At 32.0% G+C, this 17,751-nt stretch carries 18 protein-coding genes; 13 read left to right on the forward strand and 5 right to left on the reverse strand.

Features of this window, described 5'->3' with window-relative positions; translation table 11 throughout:
• The first annotated feature begins 1 nt into the window (after position 1).
• Genes drmB through PP176A_RS00545 form a run of 3 tightly spaced genes read left to right on the forward strand, consistent with a single transcriptional unit; the run spans position 2 to position 3,766 of the window.
• A complete protein-coding gene (drmB, locus tag PP176A_RS00535) occupies positions 2-1,798 on the forward strand; it encodes a DUF1998 domain-containing protein (protein ID WP_071138491.1) in 1,797 nt (598 codons plus the stop codon).
• Positions 1,780-2,493 (forward strand): phospholipase D-like domain-containing protein, encoded by a 714-nt coding sequence (locus tag PP176A_RS00540; RefSeq protein WP_083381716.1) that lies wholly within the window; start codon positions 1,780-1,782, stop codon positions 2,491-2,493. The genes drmB and PP176A_RS00540 overlap by 19 nt, the downstream gene beginning before the upstream one ends.
• Before the next feature lie 16 nt (positions 2,494-2,509).
• Positions 2,510-3,766: a DNA cytosine methyltransferase gene (locus PP176A_RS00545; protein ID WP_071138493.1), complete on the forward strand. Its 1,257-nt coding sequence runs from the start codon at positions 2,510-2,512 to the stop codon at positions 3,764-3,766.
• A 23-nt stretch (positions 3,767-3,789) separates the two neighbouring features.
• Here PP176A_RS00545 and PP176A_RS00550 read toward each other — a convergent pair whose 3' ends face one another.
• Positions 3,790-5,133: a relaxase/mobilization nuclease domain-containing protein gene (locus PP176A_RS00550; protein WP_071138581.1), complete on the reverse strand. Its 1,344-nt coding sequence runs from the start codon at positions 5,131-5,133 to the stop codon at positions 3,790-3,792.
• Position 5,134: 1 nt separating this feature from the next.
• Positions 5,135-5,488 carry a plasmid mobilization protein gene (locus PP176A_RS00555; protein ID WP_071138494.1) on the reverse strand — a complete coding sequence of 118 codons (354 nt, stop codon included), beginning with the start codon at positions 5,486-5,488 and terminating at the stop codon, positions 5,135-5,137.
• 379 nt (positions 5,489-5,867) lie between these two features.
• On the opposite strand from PP176A_RS00555, the gene PP176A_RS00560 reads away from it, so the two are divergent.
• From PP176A_RS00560 to PP176A_RS00605, 10 genes are all read left to right on the forward strand, one after another.
• Positions 5,868-6,104, forward strand: a complete 237-nt coding sequence (locus PP176A_RS00560) for a single-stranded DNA-binding protein (RefSeq protein ID WP_071138495.1) — start codon at positions 5,868-5,870, stop codon at positions 6,102-6,104.
• Between the two features lie 19 nt (positions 6,105-6,123).
• On the forward strand, positions 6,124-6,684 hold the full coding sequence (locus PP176A_RS00565) for a hypothetical protein (RefSeq protein WP_200795927.1): 561 nt from the start codon (positions 6,124-6,126) through the stop codon (positions 6,682-6,684).
• An 11-nt stretch (positions 6,685-6,695) separates the two neighbouring features.
• Positions 6,696-8,981, forward strand: coding sequence for a nitrilase-related carbon-nitrogen hydrolase (locus PP176A_RS00570; RefSeq protein ID WP_071138497.1), 2,286 nt, complete (start codon positions 6,696-6,698; stop codon positions 8,979-8,981).
• Positions 8,969-10,135, forward strand: a complete 1,167-nt coding sequence (locus PP176A_RS00575; RefSeq protein WP_071138498.1) for a PDDEXK-like family protein — start codon at positions 8,969-8,971, stop codon at positions 10,133-10,135. The genes PP176A_RS00570 and PP176A_RS00575 overlap by 13 nt, the downstream gene beginning before the upstream one ends.
• A 15-nt stretch (positions 10,136-10,150) precedes the next feature.
• Entirely contained in the window at positions 10,151-10,576 is a 426-nt protein-coding gene (locus tag PP176A_RS00580) for a DUF6508 domain-containing protein (RefSeq protein WP_083381706.1), read from the forward strand.
• Between the two features lie 292 nt (positions 10,577-10,868).
• Positions 10,869-12,143, forward strand: coding sequence for a hypothetical protein (locus PP176A_RS00585; protein WP_071138499.1), 1,275 nt, complete (start codon positions 10,869-10,871; stop codon positions 12,141-12,143).
• A gap of 57 nt (positions 12,144-12,200) precedes the next feature.
• Positions 12,201-13,244, forward strand: a complete 1,044-nt coding sequence (locus tag PP176A_RS15995; RefSeq protein ID WP_143037615.1) for a hypothetical protein — start codon at positions 12,201-12,203, stop codon at positions 13,242-13,244.
• A 177-nt stretch (positions 13,245-13,421) separates the two neighbouring features.
• A complete protein-coding gene (locus PP176A_RS00595; protein ID WP_143037616.1) occupies positions 13,422-14,348 on the forward strand; it encodes a hypothetical protein in 927 nt (308 codons plus the stop codon).
• Positions 14,349-14,414: 66 nt separating this feature from the next.
• Complete coding sequence (locus tag PP176A_RS00600) at positions 14,415-14,987, forward strand: hypothetical protein (RefSeq protein WP_071138501.1); 573 nt, start codon at positions 14,415-14,417, stop codon at positions 14,985-14,987.
• 26 nt (positions 14,988-15,013) lie between these two features.
• Positions 15,014-15,952 carry an ADP-ribosylglycohydrolase family protein gene (locus PP176A_RS00605; RefSeq protein WP_200795928.1) on the forward strand — a complete coding sequence of 313 codons (939 nt, stop codon included), beginning with the start codon at positions 15,014-15,016 and terminating at the stop codon, positions 15,950-15,952.
• Between the two features lie 205 nt (positions 15,953-16,157).
• On the opposite strand, the gene PP176A_RS00610 is transcribed toward PP176A_RS00605, so the two are convergent.
• The 3 genes from PP176A_RS00610 to PP176A_RS00620 are packed head-to-tail and all read right to left on the reverse strand — an operon-like array spanning position 16,158 to position 17,661.
• Positions 16,158-16,664, reverse strand: coding sequence for a hypothetical protein (locus tag PP176A_RS00610; protein WP_071138502.1), 507 nt, complete (start codon positions 16,662-16,664; stop codon positions 16,158-16,160).
• A 35-nt stretch (positions 16,665-16,699) separates the two neighbouring features.
• A complete protein-coding gene (locus PP176A_RS00615; protein ID WP_071138503.1) occupies positions 16,700-17,230 on the reverse strand; it encodes an ImmA/IrrE family metallo-endopeptidase in 531 nt (176 codons plus the stop codon).
• Positions 17,231-17,235: 5 nt separating this feature from the next.
• Positions 17,236-17,661, reverse strand: a complete 426-nt coding sequence (locus PP176A_RS00620; RefSeq protein ID WP_071138504.1) for a helix-turn-helix domain-containing protein — start codon at positions 17,659-17,661, stop codon at positions 17,236-17,238.
• Positions 17,662-17,751 lie beyond the last annotated feature (90 nt).

Below are 17,751 nucleotides of genomic sequence, written 5' to 3' on the forward strand. Positions count from 1 at the left end.
AATGGAAATTGGTAATTTAAGTCAAAATCAAATAATAACTACTTTTGGACCTGGTTCCATTATAGACGCCAAGGAAGACTCGGTTATGGGTTTAGATATCAACTACTGGAATAATGATGGAGAAGAGTATAGAAGGATATATTTCAATAAACTAGCCTCTTATTTAGGAGTTAGGTATTTTTTAGAGCCAAAACAAGGAAAAAACTCTTTTCCTGTTATTATATTTCCTGACTGGCATGTTTGTTCTAATATTAAGTGTAACCTAGTATTTAAGTTATCAGAGTCAGTAACTGGAAATCCAGAGATATACGATAGCAAGGGGCCCAGATGTCCTGACTGTGGTTTTAGGGCTTATCCTTCTAGATTTATCATGTTTTGTGAAAATGGGCATATTGATGAATTCCCCTATAGAGAATATCTACATGGAGGACCAACTCAGTGTCAGGGAAAAATAAGACTTAGGTCATCTTCCTATACATCATCTTTAAATTCTTTGATTTTGTTTTGTGATGATGAGAATTGTAAGGCCAGAAAGACGATGGGGGATGCTTTATTAAAAGAAACATTTTCAGACTACTCTTGCATGGGGAGACATGCCCACAGACCATCTCACTCAAATGATAAGTGCACTGCCGACCTTATTCCTAGTTTAAGGGGTGCTACTAATGTATATTTTTCCATTGTAAGATCTGCTTTAGAGATACCACCTTGGTCTGACAAATTATTTCAGATAGTTGAAGAAAAAAAGGTTGAAGTTGATAACTATATCGATAATAAGAAAAGTGAAGCAGAGATAACTGGGGAAGAATTTGATCAAGCATCAGCAGAGAAGATTGGATTGAAGATAGCATATAAAAAAATAAATCCTGAACTAATGTCTTTTGATAGATTTGAAGAGATTTATAAAAAAATTGCAGAGGGTGCTTCTGAATACAGTGAAATAAAAGAATCTGAATACAGGTCTATTCTTAATCATAAAAGTGTATCAAAAAATTATTCTAGTTTTTTAGCTAGTGAAGAAGACCTGCCTGGGTATTTAAGAGTTTATTTTACTAGGTTAATTAGGATTGAAAAAGTAAGGGAAATTATGGCTTTAAAAGGTTTTACTAGAGCCAGCTTTCCAGATCCTGATAATGACAACTTTGCAAGTATTGTAAATTTAGCAGGCAAGGAGACTGGTTGGCTACCAGCAGTAAGAACTAGTGGAGAAGGCATATTCTTAGAATTAAATAGAGAAGAAATTGAAAACTGGTTATCATCATTTGATTCTAAAGCCATATCTGAAATTTATGATAATGAATATAAGAAGTATGTGGAAAGTAAGGGATGGGAATATAGGCAAAATCGTGATTTAACTTATGTAATGCTTCATAGTTTATCTCATGTCTTGATAAGGGAGTTATCTTTAAGAAGTGGATACTCGACAACAGAATTACAGGAAAGAATATACTATAGTAAAAACATGTGCGGCCTATTAATATATACTGCTAGTGGCGACTCAGAAGGTACCTTAGGTGGTTTAGAGGAAATGGGTAAAACGAGTAATTTTCAAGATGTTTTGATAAATGCACTTAAAAATGCCTTGATATGTTCATCAGACCCTGGATGTTTAAGGACTTATCCAGGTAATGAAAACTTAAATGGAGCGGCTTGTCATGCATGTTTAATGATTCCAGAAACAGCCTGTGAAAATGGGAATAGGCTTTTGGATAGGCGTACAATTGTACCTACTCAAGAAAAGAAATTCAAAGGATATTTTGAAAAGTTGGTGGAAGAGGTATGTGGAATAAATCTATAAAACTAGATATTTTTGAAGACCTTCTTTTTACTCATAAATATTTTATTGAGGATATTTTCCTTAAAGATGAAATATCCACTAATATTACTGAGTCAAGAAGTATAGTTTTTCAAGAAATAAACAAATTATTCCCCAATTTATCACCAGAAGAAAAGTTAAATTTTTTATATATAATGGGCAAGGCTTATAGTCGCTCAAATTCTGAAAAGATCCAATTAATATGGTCAGGCCCAAGTGTAGCTGGATTACCAGGAAGGGATACAGAGATTGTTTTTGAAGAGTATATTTCAAGTGCCCAAGAGAGCATTATTCTTTCTATTTATGCTTTAAGTGAATATGCCGGTAGTTTAATTAATTTATTAGAGAAAAAAGTCAAACAAGGAATTTATGTAGAAATTTATGTGAATGATTATGCTAGTAAAAGCGGCTTATTAGATAAGATAATTGGATTGGATACTAGTAGGGCTTTTGTATATGAATATATTGGGGCAAAAAATGAGACTCAGTCTTTACATGCGAAAGTATTAACCGTAGACAATGAAAAATCAATAATTACTTCATCTAACTTATCTTATAATGGCATGGATGGAAATTTAGAATTAGGTGTAATATTGAATTCTAAGGAAAAAGCAAAGGAAATAAGATTGATATTCAATACTATGATAGAGAAAAAACATTTTAAAAGGATAAAATGAAGCTAGGGGGTGAAAAATGAATTATTTAGATTTATTTGCTGGAGCAGGTGGCCTATCAGAAGGTTTTGCTAGACAGGGTTATAAAGGTATAGCTCATATTGAGTCTAATAAGTCAGCTGCAGAAACGCTGGAAACAAGAATGGCTTATTATTATTTGAAAGAAGAAAACAAATTAGATATTTATAGAGAATATCAGAAAACATATTCTTTATCTGTAAAAGAACGAATGGAAAAAAGAAGAGAATTGTTTGAGAATATTCCTAGCTATATTAAAGATTCTGTTATAAACTGTGAAATTTCTTATGAAAACTTACCATTTTTATTTGAAAAAATTAATAAACAACTTGAAATTAGTGAATCAAAAAATTTGGATATAATTATAGGTGGTCCACCATGTCAGGCATATTCAGTAATAGGTAGATCAAGAACAGGAGCAAATAATGATAATGATAAACGGCATTATTTATACAAATTATATGTTGAATTTTTAAAGAAATATAAACCTAAAATGTTTGTATTTGAAAATGTTCCTGGTATTTATACTGCGAAAAATGGGGAAATATTTGAAGATATAAAAGAGCAATTTGATGAAGCTGGATATAAGATAAGATCTTTTGACTTCAATTCTTTTGATTTTGGAGTACCACAAAAAAGAAAAAGAGTAATAATTATGGGCGTAAGGGATGATTTAATATTTAAAGAATTTAAATACCCACAAGATAAAGAAAATAATTACAGGGTATTAGAATTTTTAAAGGACCTACCACCAATAAAAGCTGGAGAAATTTATTCTAATTATAACTATACAAGTACAGCTACAGAGGCATTAATAAATACAAAAATAAGAAGCGATAATGATATCTTAACTCACCATATAGCAAGGCCTAATAATGAAAGGGATTTGGAGATATATAGAATTGCAGTAGATTTGTGGAACAATGGTAAGGAAAGACTGATTTATTCTGATTTACCAGAAAATCTTATTACTCATAAAAATGTAAAATCCTTCTTAGATAGATTTAAGGTTGTTGCTGATAATTTAAATTATTCTCAAACTATAGTTGCTCATATTGCAAAGGATGGACACTATTATATCCATCCTAATATAGACCAGAATAGATCGATTTCTGTAAGGGAGGCAGCAAGACTACAGTCATTTCCAGATGATTATTTTTTTGAAGGATCAAGAACTTCTAATTTTACACAAATAGGCAATGCGGTTCCACCTTTAATGGCTGAATATATAGCTAAATGGATTAAAGAAAATATATGATAAGTTCTAATTTTATAGGTTATTTACCTCTCAACCTCTTTACCCAAATAACTATCATAATTTTTCTTATACTGATATAACCTATCCTGCTCTTGGCGGGAGCGATTGAGTTTCTCAATGAGAGACTCTTTTTTTGTATGAAGATTTTCAAGGTCTTCATATATTTGCTTGCTAGTGGGCAGAATATTAGAGCCCTGGAAACTTTCAGCAACTGCCTTTTTATAGAGCATAAGTTGAGGTCCATATTCATTAAGAAAAGCCTTGTCTTCAGGATTTTCCTTAGTATATTTATGGATTTCTTTATACTGCTCTATGATATATCGGTTTTCCATCATTTGATTTTTTGAGTCAATATTATTTTCGATTTCTTTAATATCAGTCAGTAGCTTTTGGATTTGGCTTGCTTTTTCTTGCAGAGCCTTTTCAAGTTGACTTCTTGATTTAAGACCTTCATTTCTGACCTGGTTTATAGTTTCGGCCATGGCACTTAGATTGTGCTTTGTAGCCCAATATTTGTAGCCAGGAGAGATTTTAATCTTATCATTGGCACTTATATCTATAATCTTATCTAAAGGCTTAAAAGGGCTTTTAGGCCTATTGCTATTTACAGAGACTTCTTCTAGGATTCGTTCCTTTAATCTTTCCTCAGTATAATCTTCCCCTATCCTCATAGCCCTTGTAAAACGCTCTTGTCCATCTATTTTTTTGAAAGCAATATGTTTTCCATGTTTGATTTCATATCCATATTCCTTCATAAGTTGGAGGAAGTTTTCCCAATCCTTAGCTTTTTTAATGGCTCTGTCTATATCAAATTGAAGTCTACTTTTCCATGATCTTCCCTTTTTATCCTCTTGATATTCTTTATAGGATTTTCTCCTAGTCTTATATTTTTTCTTGTATTTTTCATAATACTCATCTATAACAATTAGATTGTTTTCTTTGCATAACTGGTCGCTTTGGGATCTTATTTTATGATAACTTCGCTTATTAGATTGATAGCATTTTCCTGTTTTCCAATTAACATTATTAAAAATAATATGGTTGTGAATGTGATTACGGTCGACATGGGTGGCCAGTACATATTCATATTCACCATTTAGAACTTCTTTGGCTAGGGCAAGTCCTATCTCATGTGCTTTATCAGGGCTTACTTCTCCAGGGACAAAACTTTGTATTAAATGCCGAGCTAAAACTGTTCCCCTAGTATTATTGGTCTCCCTAGTATTCATAAACTGTAAATGGGCAGTTGCAGGAGAGCAACCATCCGAACTTATTAATATTTGCTCATCGGTTTTATCATTACTAGTAATATAATCTATAGCAAGATTGAGGGTGGATTTGATAGGATGAATCTTTGTAATAGCCATATCAATCAGATCCATTCATATATTTTCTTGTTAGGATATTTTGAATTTTTATTATCTCTCTTGATATATCATCATTTTCTTTTTTAAGATCCTCAATATCTTCCCTATAGATTATCCCGGTACTATTTACCCTCTTTGCAATTTGATTAAGGTTACTAGAGTTTTTCCCTATAAGAGTTTGTAGCTTTCTGAAAATATTCATATCAATAACAAATATAGGGGCTTCAAGAACACATTTTCTTATAAAATGTCCCATTGATTTTGACTTGCTTATTTCAAGTTTTCTCTTAAAAAGTTCTTTTTCTTCATCAGTAACCATTACATGAATATCATTTTTTCTAAGCCTATTTGCCATATAAATTCTCCTTTTCTTTTTTATATTTAACAGGGTATTAGGGGAACCCTAAATCATTCCGATAGGAACAAGTAGAAAATTGGATAAAAAAGAAGCGAGCCTAAAGGGGGCCGCTTCATCAATTTTCTCGTAAGTGTGTCTACACTTACTGTGCTTGCTATTAAAGTTTTTTAAAAGCAGGCATTAAGCCAAGTATTTAATTTATATATCTATATTACCGCACTATGAGGGAAATGTCAGCGTGAAAAAGTTAAGTATTCCGGGGAATTTAGCTATATTTTTAAGTCTATTATTAATTCAATTGTAAAGAGGAAAGAAAAATACTATAATAATATTAACAATGTTGTCTATACAGTTATTAATATGAGGAGTGAACAACATGAATGATGTTAATGAATTATTAGCAGAGGCTATTAAGGAAACAAAAAAACTGGAGAAAGGTGAAGTTTTTCTAGTTAAAGATCTTTTTAAGGGATATCTTTGGAATAGAATTCCTAGAAGTGACAGGATTTTACTTGGAACATTATTTCTCAACCAAATTAAGAGAATGGATGGTAAAGAGGTAAAGATAATAGAAAAAACATCTTCTAATCAACAAAGATATATGAAGCTTTGAAAAAGTTAGGGGGATTAATTTGCTAGATTTAAATAGATTAATAGCTAAGTTTTTTTCCTATACAGAAAAGGAAAGTATTGAAATATACAATGAGTTTAGTTTTCAGCATGAGTTAGGGATATTTTTAAGAAAAGAACTAGATAGTTATAAAATTCAGTTTGAAAGAAATGTATCTTATTTTTCAATAGATAGTAAGACCATTAAAAAAGAAATTGACATCTCTATTTTCAATAATGACAAGACAGAGAAATATGCCATCGAATTAAAACATCCTTTAAATGGTCAGTATCCTGAGCAGATGTACTCATTTGTTAAAGATATAAAGTTCATGGAGGAATTAAAAGAAAATGGATTTAAGAAAAATGCACTAGTAACCTTGGTATCAGATAGACCTTTTTATGAAGGGCGTAATAATGATGGAATCTATAAATGTTTTAGGGAAGAATATAAGGTTTATGGAGACATTTTCAAACCAACTGGACCCAATAAAGGTAAAGAGTTTATTTCCATAAAGGGAGATTATAGTTTTACTTGGCAAGACTTAAATGGAAGTAGAAAGTATTTTGTTATAGAGATTTAAGGGGGAGAACTATGGAAAAGATTGATTGGACTAAAATAACATATGAAGACGTTTTAAAAGCCATAGAAATTTTTAATAGGGAAAATCCAGACTACCCTGAACCAAAGGTTACCTTTCTCATACATAATAAACAGAAATTACCCGCCAAACATATTAGAGGTATGGCCTATAAGGTGGCCTATGGCAAGGAAATTAAAAAAAGTGATTTTGGCGGCGGTATGGAGACAGTAAAATTTTTTGAAAGGCTAGGATTCGAGATAGATTACAGAGGAAAGTCCACAAGGGGAAGAAAGAGAGATAAGGTTAAAAAAGGTCAAATAAATAATGAAGAAAATAAAGTTGAATCTAATAAAGTCGAAAATAACAATTTAGAAGAAGATTCTACTAGGAGAATAAAAATACCTGGCAAGGGTGTTATAGAACAAAAAAATGCTCTACAATTATTGCTTAATAAAATTTACAAGGGAGATATAGTATGTGAGAAAACTTTCCCTTGGCTAAAATCACCTAAAGAAATAAAGGGAAGCTATATAGATATATTTGAAGGGCTAAAGAGTTATAGGGGGGACAGCACTTTTGCTAAAAGAAATGTAGCTTTAAGGTGTGACTTTGTATGCGAGAGTGAAAAAACCATAATAGAATATGATGAGAGGCAGCACTTTACTGAGGCTAGAAGAAGGGCCTTGTTATCATATAAGAATATTAAGTTAGCCTATGATAGGGAATTATGGATTAAGGCCTGCGAAGATATACAGGCAAAAGATAACCATCCTTTTAATAGGGATGAAGCAAGGGCCTACTATGATAGTGTCAGGGATATAGAGGCCAATAAAAATGGCTATAAGTTAGTTAGAATAATGCATGGTCAAATGGATTTTGAATCTGATGATGCAGAAGCTAGCCTAAAAAAGATATTAGGATTAGATAATGCTAGCGAGGTAAAAGATATAAAAATAAAGGGACAAGCTAAGGATGGACTTAAGATAGGTTTATATCTGCAGACAGATGAATTAAAAAATGAGAAGGCTTTTAATAAGGCCATAGAAAAATTGAAAGAATCTAAATTTGATATATTTGTTCTACCAGAATTTTCTTATTTTCCTTTTGTCTCTATGGTTGAAGGATCGGATCTTACAAATAAAGACGATTTAGATAAAATCTATGAAGCAAGTCTTGACCTAAGCCAAGAAATAGGAAAGGCAATTATAATTAGCAGTGTAGATAAATTTGGCACAATTTTTAGCCTATATGCCAATGCTTTTGCAGATGAAAAGGAGACTGAATTAGCTCTATATATAAAACATACAATGACATCCTACTCAGCTTTTGATTTTGACAAATATGATGAACTGGCCCAGACTATGTTTGAACCAATATTATTTAAGGGTTATAAGATTGGCTTGACCATATGCTATGACTGCAATCATTCCCTATTTTCCAGGGTATACGGATTGCAAAATGTAGATCTTATCATTAACAGTACAGGCGGGAATGTGGTTTATAATAAATGGTACAAATACAATAAGGCTAGGGCTATAGAAAATTCTTGCTTTAATTTCGTTACAATGGGCGGAGATGGACTAGTAAAAAACCCTAAAGCCTATGTATACGGATTTAATCCAAATGGCAAAGAGTTAGTAGCTATTAATGGAGATAAAGAAAATCCTAAAAATAATTGTCCAGGCAGTATATATATTTATGACACAGCCCTAGATGATGGTGGATCAAGTAGAGATTCAAGTATCAATCAAAAAAAGTCAATTAATAAAAACTACCATCTAAAATTTCCACTTGGCAAGTCTTGGGAAGTCTTAAAGAAGGCAAGAAAATTAAATGAGTCTCTATATGTACAAGAAAAAGGAAATTTAAATATCATTTATGTTTTAGTAGAAGGGGATGACATTTTTAAAGCAGAAAAAATTTTACCTCATCTGTACTCTAAGAAGCTAAATGAGTTAAATAATAAAAGATACATCATAATAAATAGATACGAAACTATAGATGAAGAATTCTTTGAAAACAAGCTTTCTATTCTCCTTAAAGTACGCTCAATGGAAAACTTTTGTGGTGTAATCTTAGAATCTAAAAACATAAATAATTGCTATCAGGCAGGGAAAAACAGAACAGCCCAGGTTATAGAGGCTATAGCTGGAGAGTATAGAATAGATTTAAGTAGAACAACAGGACCAGAAGCAATTTGGAAAAACAAAGATGGGATGAGAGCTTCTTGGAGAGATAATTATGAATGGTTGGTAGATAAGATTTCCAAAGAGGGGGTTAGAAATTGCAACAATTAGATATAATCAATTTTATTGTAAATAATGACAAACTAGAACTTATAAAGGCAAAGCTGAACAGATTCAATCCATTTAAAATATTAAAAATAGAGGACTATGAAATAAGGCACTCTAATGTCCTAGCATGGCTTTTAGATCCTAATGGTAATCATAATTTTGATGAAAAAATATTAAAAAAATTCCTTCTAAAGGTATTAATGAAACCAGATAATGATGAGGTTTTGTCTAATATCAACCTAGTTTATAAAATACAAAATATGAATTTCATGGATATTTGCGTTTACAGAGAAATGTATAATATAGATTTGGTAATGGTATCAGAGATTCAAAGATTAGTGATTTTTATTGAAAATAAAATACTTTCTGAAGAACATTCAAATCAACTTAGTAGATATTATTGTGTAATCCAAGATAACTTTCCTGACTATACCATCATACCCATATTTCTAACTCTTGATGGGAAAGAAGCTAGCAGTGAGAATTATTTTAGGGCAAGTTATAGTGATTTACTTGAAACAATGGAATTCATTGTTGAAAATTATAAAGAAAGAACATCACAGGAAATTGTGGCATTTGTCAGTTATTACATATCTATTATAAAGGAGAAATATTTTATGGATGAAGATTTGAAAAGACTTTGTAAAGATATTTATATCCAAAATAAAGACGTGATTGATATGATTTATTCCATAGGAAATGAAATAGACATTGAAGTTGCTGTCAATCAATTTATTTCAAAGCACAAAGAAATTATACCTGTAACTCAGAAAAATACAGTTTTTTGGTTTGGGCTAGAATCTTTTCTAAAAGCAAGAAAAACAGAAGCTGACAGCTGGGGAGGTGGGTTTCCAATTTGCCTTTGGTTTTCTGAGTATTATGGGAAACTAAAATTAACTTTAGAAGTTGGCCCTTTTGAAGATTCAGATGAAAGAATTACATTTTTAAATGAATTAGAGCTTAGTGGAATAAAAATAAGTGAAAGAGCTAAGGAACCAGGTAGAAAATATACAAGAATCTATACGGATACTATATCCATAAAAGACTGGAGTGATTCAGAAGAGATCTATGAAAAGATGGAAACGCTCTATAATAAAAAGGATTTTATATCAACAAAAAATAAAGCTATAGAGGCAGTTGATAGAACTGCATGGTAGAGATATAGAGAAGGGGTGAGACTTATAAAAAAACAATTTACTCTATTAACAAAATATATAGAGCCTATTCAAAAGGCAGAGAAATTAGGGGAATGGGTATTTGATACAAGGGGCAAAGGAAATTCAGAAAATCCAATACAAATGCCTTTTGTAGATTATGATGACCTTATATATAAATTTATTGAGGATTTTTATAAGTTTACAGAGGAACATCCAAAATATAAATTAACAAATTATAAGTCCATACTGGAAGAAAATAATATTGAGTTAGATATTAGATTGATGAGTGAAGTTAAAGAAGCATTAATAGATGATAGATGTATTCTAGCCCTGATAATGGGTGTAATTAGGATTGATAGATTTAGTGAAGGTTCTTTGTTATGGTGTTTTAAGGATGGGTGTATGGTTAAATGGCTAAAAAAATTATCAACATATGACTAGGATTTTATTGTGGATTTATTGTAATTATTAAGTCGATATCTCTAGACCTTCTTGATGAATTTAAAAAAGATCTAATAGGGACAAATATACTTAAATTAAAAAAAGCTGTGATGATAATGATATTTTAGATGGGACTCAATGGGAGATAGTCTCGTTAGGGATGGAAGAAATATAATCAGGTCTGGCCCCAATGACTATCCCATGGAGCGGGAGAAGTTTTGTAAAATCATATCAGATGTGAGTGGTAGGGATTTTAGTGAGAAAATATAGAATGGTAGGAGTGTGATAATAGATGGGGTATCTAGAGATTATTATTTTTTTAATTATAATTGTTATTGCACTATCCTTGAAATTAAAAAGGGATCGAGATGTTGTACTTAAATCTAGAGATAATCCTAATGAAGAAAAAAGAGGATTAGAATTTAGTAATGAAAACATACGAAATGAATTAGTTATTCAAATGGAAATGCTCCCTGCAGAGGAAGTTATTGATGAGAATAAACTTGTAGAAATTAAAGATAGAAAAGTTTTAGCACATGTAAATAACTTAATACCTGGATTTGCACAAGTGGGGAATGCGGCTCATAACGCAGTTCAGGCAACTCAAGCCAAGGGAGAAGTATTATATAGAGCAATAATTCCTGCAGGTGCGAAGTTGACAGATTCTAAGGCTATGGACAATGCTGTTCGTGGTATTTATCATGGTGCAGATGGTATTAAAGGTCATGCAAACCTAGTAGCCGTTAAAGGTCCTACAGCTTTAGCAAATACAGCAGCGGCTGCTATGGGTGTCGCCTCAATGGTTGTTGGACAATACTATATGACACAGATTAATACTGAACTTGGGAAAATTAGTCAAGACATATCAAAAGTTATAGAGTTTCAGGATAATGAATATCGTAGTAAGGTGTTTTCACTTCTTACTCATGTTAAGAGGATAGCAAATTTTCAAGTTGAAATTCTTGAAAACAATGAACTTAGACTCAGTAAAATTACACAACTAGACAGCCTAGAGGTAAAAGGAACGGAACTTTTGGGACAAGCCAACTTAACTCTTGTTGAATATACACAAAAGAAAGAGCCTGATTATAATGTATACGAAGAGAATTTAGGGGAGATACAAAAATGGTACATGTATCAGAAATCATTGCTAGATGTCTTATATAAGATTTCAGAGCTCAGGTATGCATTACACTTTGGGCAGGTTTCGAGGGAACAATGTGTAGCACTTCTACCAACTTATACTCAACAGGTAATAGATGCAAGGGAAGAGCTTACCAATTGGCACAAGGACATGATTAAATATTTAAACATAGAGACTGAAGAAAAAAGAATAAAAAGATTTGGATTAGATAGGGCATTATATACAATTCCAAGCCTTTTTAAAGATGAATTTAAATACAAATCAATGGCAGAAAATACTGTGAAATTGATTGAGGAACAGTCTGTGACCATAGGTGAAATATATGATTATGATACAAGTACTTTATATACTGAGGATGTTCAACTTATAGCTAAGGATGGGAAAATATACTATTTACCGGAAACAATACTAGGTAGAAATTAATAACAGAAAATCAGGTAGATACAAGTGGCACATATAAGAATTAAAGGAGGGGCTTTAATGGACTTAATAAATATGAAAGTAAGCCATAAGATATTTGGTGATGGAATTATTATAAAAAATGATGATTCATATATAACAGTTAAATTTTCTAATGATGAAAGGAAATTTGGATATCCTAATGCTTTTGATGGATATTTATCTACAGAAGATACGGAATTTAATCTTAAAGTCAAAGAAGAAATTGAAGCCATAAAAAGACTAGAAGAAGAAAGGAAGAAAGAAGCAGCTAAGAAAGAAAAAGAAAAACTAAAAGTAGCTCCTGCAAAAGAAGAGAAAAAAGAAAGAAAGGAAAAGATTTACCCAAGAGAAAATATTGCCTTTAAATGCAATTATTGTGATGGTGGTAAGTCAGATAAAGAAATAGGTTTTAATGGAGTTTGTAGCGATGAGATTATAAAAAATAATATAGAGATAGAACAGAGAACCTGGTGTTCTTCTAAAGATTCCGACTGTTTGTCTTATTTAAATGGAGAAATTTCTCGATCAGAATTAGATGATATACATAATAATGGAGCCTATGTTTGTTATGAGAGCCAGATGTTAAGAGAGTGGAAGGCAATGGCTGGCATAGTACAAAGGGGCGAGAGGGCTGGACAACCTATGAAACTTAACAAGGTGCAAAATAATAGCCTATGTGTCTTAACTACTAGACTTCCCAACACAAGAGAAGAAGACAGATTTATATTTGGTGTATTTCTTGTAGATGAAAATTATGAAGGAGATAATTACGAAGAAGGCTATGTCTCAACTAAATCCAAATACAAGATTAAGCTATCACCAAAGGAAGCAGAAGAAATGCTATTTTGGTCTTATCATGCAAATGAAAATCAACCTGAAGTGGCTAGGTGGAGTTCAGGCTTACATAGGTACTTTAATGATGAACAGGCGATTCAAATACTAAGAGACTTAGCCTTAATAAAAAAAGATACAGAAGATGAGGAATTAGCAGAAGAATTTTTACAACTCTTTGCTCAGATAAATGCTATAAATATTGATTCTGTAGGAGAGAAGAATGGGGCTTTGATAAGAAATGAAATATAACTTAGAGGCTTTACTAGATGAAGTAATCAAAGAATATGGATTTAACGAGGGATATATAAAACCTAATATTAGATGGTCAAATTTTAATCGATTATATTCTTTTGGTGAATATAGATACTGGGATAATACAATAGAAATTAGCCCTTTCCTTAATGATAAAAAATAAATGTAGAGACCTTGAAATCAGTAATTTACCATGAGTATCTGCATCAAGAATACCAGGAACATAATAGGGACTTTAACAAGAGAGAAGATCTATTCCCCAATGTAAGAAAACACAAGGCAGTGTTAGAAAAGTTTTTTGACGAAATAGAAGATTTACCCCCTAGAGAAGTGAAATTAACTTTAGACTATAAGAAAGACCTAGTTTTTTGTATATTGAATGGAGTGAAGATAGAAGAGTATTTATTAGCATTATATGCTTGCAACGGCAACTATTATATAAATTTAGGAAAAAATATTAAACCACCATTTAAAGATTCGATAACATCTTATGATGTAATATGGCTAGTAGAGGGAGAAGATCTGTATTATCTTGTGGGCATTTCTAAAGATGTTAAATTTTTAGATACCTGGAAGACTGTATCCCTAAATCCATTTTATTCAGATAAGTTCTCATATCAAGCTACAGCATCTATAGAAAATACATCTTTATTTATGGATATAGGATGCACTATACCTCATAATCTTTTACCAGAAGAAAAGGATTCAGGAATATTTTTACTAAAAGATATTAAGGATTTTTCAGCTAAGGATGTAATAAATTATATTAACTCCTACGACTTTGACTTACATGAAGTTGGATTCGCCAATAAGGCTTTATATAGTACTGCACCTTTGATTGAGGATGACTATAAGAAACTTATTAAGTTAGCCTATAAAGAAAAAAATACCATGAGGACTATTTGGATAGCTAACAAAGCTAAACTAGAGAAAGAATGCTTTGATACAAAGCTTTGTCTTGCGGATTCTTTATTAAGAGGGCTACAGTTTGAAGCGTCACTGAATGAATATCTTGACTTGCAAAAAATAAGCCCTGAAAATAAGGAAATAAATTGTAGGATTAAAAATTTAAAGAGGATTCTAACGAGCTTAAATGAGTGACATTATCAAGCTAATATATGGTTAAAGCATGTTTTAGAAAACTCAGCCTGAGATTGGAGGGGTACAATGGCTATAAATTATAGGATATGCCCTTATTGCAATTCTAAAGATGTAGCAAAAATACTATATGGCTATACCAGTGGAGATATGATTATGTCTGAAGCAACAGGCAAGATCAAGCTGGGAGGATGCTTAATTTGTCTAGACTATAGCCCAGAATACTATTGCAATAGCTGTCAAAAGGAATGGACAAAAGAAGATGCCATATATCTTGCCTATGAAAAAATAAAGGAAATTAAAATTTCTATAGGAGGCTATCATCAGGGATTTCAGGAATTTCATATAAACCTCAAGGATGGAAGGGTTTGTCATAAGCCTTCTCTATATGAAGATGATAGCCTATTAATAACTTTATCTACGAAACTTCTTGAAAAATTTAAGAATGATCTAATAGGAACAAGTATTCTTAATTGGAGAAGAAGATATGATAACAATGATATTTTAGATGGGACCCAATGGGAGATAGTTTTGGTAAGGGATGGAAGAAATATAATTAGATCTGGATCTAATGACTACCCCAAGGAGTGGGAGAACTTTTGTAAAATCATATCAGAGATAAGTGGTAGGGACTTTAGCTAGAAAATATAGAATAGGTAGGTGATAGTTTGTCTAATAATATTTTATCAGGAATAATGGGCTTGGTAGTAGGAGATGCCTTGGGAGTGCCTGTAGAATTTCAAGATAGGGAGAATTTAAGGCTAAATCCTGTAAAAGATATGAGGGGATATGGTACCTATAATCAACCTCCAGGAACCTGGTCCGATGATTCATCTATGACTCTGGCTCTTTTGGACAGCTTAAAAAAGGGACTTGATTATGAAGATATAATGGACAAGTTTTTATCTTGGTATGAAGAAGGAGCCTATACTCCCCATGGACAGATGTTTGATATTGGGATAGCAACTTTACAGGCTTTAAGAAGATATAAAGAAGGAGCTAATGCCTTAGAGGCAGGGGGTCAAGATGAGTATGATAATGGTAATGGATCCTTGATGAGGATTTTACCAATTTTATTTTATCTGCAAAAAGAATATGGACCTGACTTTTTAGATTATGAGGAAAGCTTTGAAATTATTCATAATGTATCAGGATTGACCCATAGGCATAAGAGAAGTCAGATAGGCTGCGGGATATATATTGCCATAGGGAACTATTTAAGCCTAGAAAAAAGTCTTGAAGTAGGGATAAGAAAGGGAATAGAAAAGGCCTTTAATTTTTACAGATATAAGACCGATTTTAAAGCAGAATTAGTAGCTTACTCTAGACTAGAAAATCCAGCTTTTAAGGATTTGGCTGAAGATGAAATAAGGAGTGGAGGTTATGTGGTAGATTCTCTTGAGGCTTCCCTTTGGTGCCTTCTAAATAGCCAATCTTATGAGGAAGCCCTACTTAAGGCTGTAAATCTTGGCAAGGATACTGATACTACTGGAGCTATATGCGGAGGTCTGGCAGGAATCTTTTATGGCTATGATGCCATAAAAGATTCCTGGCTTAAAAAAATCGTAAAAAGGGATTGGATTGAAGGATTATGTGAAGAGGGATAACTATGTCAGCAGAAAAGATAAATATCATATGTTTTTTAAATATTTCAAGAGAATATTCTGATGCAAACCACCCTATAGCTATAGGAGAGATAAAGGAGATATAGAAGGGTTCTATGTTTCTTAAAAATGCATTCGATTTTTATGAAATTAAAAAGTGATTATAGAAATAAGACTTTCTATAATCACTTTCTTTATGCCTAATATTCTATATCTCCTCAAGTTTACTCATTCGATATCTCCATACAGGAAGAGCAACTATTCCGAATAGTAGATATTTAAAAAAGAGACTTAACATATGGTTCTGGGATAATATAATATCTCCATTAAAAGTAAAGCCAGTTATGAATATTTGAATTACAGGACTTAGTAATCCAATAGCAAAAGGAACTGCTATAGATGTTCCCGCTAGTGCTATAAACAAATTCAGTAAACTACTTATTGTAGGGAAACTATCGTTGATAGATAGTATTACCAGGCCATATATAAGTATTGCTAAGACTCCAATAGCTATATCAAGAAGATATTGTAGCTTACCATCAAATAGTTTTACTGCAACATTTGGATGGAAAAAGTATATTGAGTAGAAAAATATAAGAAAAAAATCTACTCCAAAGGCCAGTGTTTTAAAAGAAAATAGGGTAATATTTTTATAAAATTTTACAAAGAGGATGGCTATGGTTAGACATATTCCTAAAAACAATCCTATAAACATAATAATCCCCTCCTAGCTTAAATTTATAAATGGAATTATTTTTTTCCATCAATATCCTTAAAAAATTTCCTGTCTAAAGACCTGTCCAGGTTAAAGTCATAACCTAATTTATTCATTCCATAAAACTTAAAAAGTAAAAGATTAACATTAACTCGCATATTTTGAGCTATTTGCTCCAAATCATATCCCATCTTTCCATAATCAATAATTTCCTCTTCATCTAGAAGGAGGTGGGAGGCAAAAAGATTGGCCTCGTATTCTAAAGAGGATTTAACATCAAAAAGGGTAAACTCAGATAATCCTTTTTTAGCCTCCCCTCTATGGTAGAGATCATGGCCTAACTCATGGGCAAACATCATTCTTTTAAAGTCATCATCGATGGAAGGATTATAAAAGACAAAGGAGTTTCTCTTAATAACTACATACATTCCTAGAGCATGGGTTTCACCAGTAAAGGGTAGAAGGTGAACATTTCTCTCCTTTAAAATAAGCTCAGGATCCCTAGTATTATGCTTTTCTATTAACTTGATAGCATCCTTATAAATTGATTCATACCTGTCCACCATAGGCCCTATTCCTTATCTTCATCATCAAGAAGCCTAAACTTTTTAGGGATATACTTTCTATTTTCCTTCTTGGAAATAATAAAGGCTTCCTGTAAGGTTTCAAGGATTACCCTCTTATCATCATCAGATATATCTCCACCTGCCATAAGACCCACCATTCCATTTACTAAATCGGAAGCATAGTTAGCATCATAAGAGCCAAACTTTTCTTTAATGGAAAGAACAAAGGCATCTTCATCGCTTAAAAGTTCAAGCTTATCGATTTTTAAAGCCTCAGCTATATCATCATAAATTTTAGGGTATCTGGGATTAGATTCTCCAGACTCATACCTGGATATTGTCTTAGAAGAGACACCAATTTTTTCTGCCAATTCAGCCTGAGATAGGCCTTTTTCTTCTCTGAGAACCCTTAATTTTTGACCAAATTTCATAGTCTTCACCTATTCTTTCTATAAATTTTTTATTCCCATTGACAAAGGACATTCACTGTCCTATAATAGACAATACAAGCTTGAATATAT

It is taken from the genome of Sporanaerobacter sp. PP17-6a (assembly GCF_900095615.1).
Taxonomy (GTDB): Bacteria; Bacillota; Clostridia; order Tissierellales; family Acidilutibacteraceae; genus Acidilutibacter; species Acidilutibacter cellobiosedens.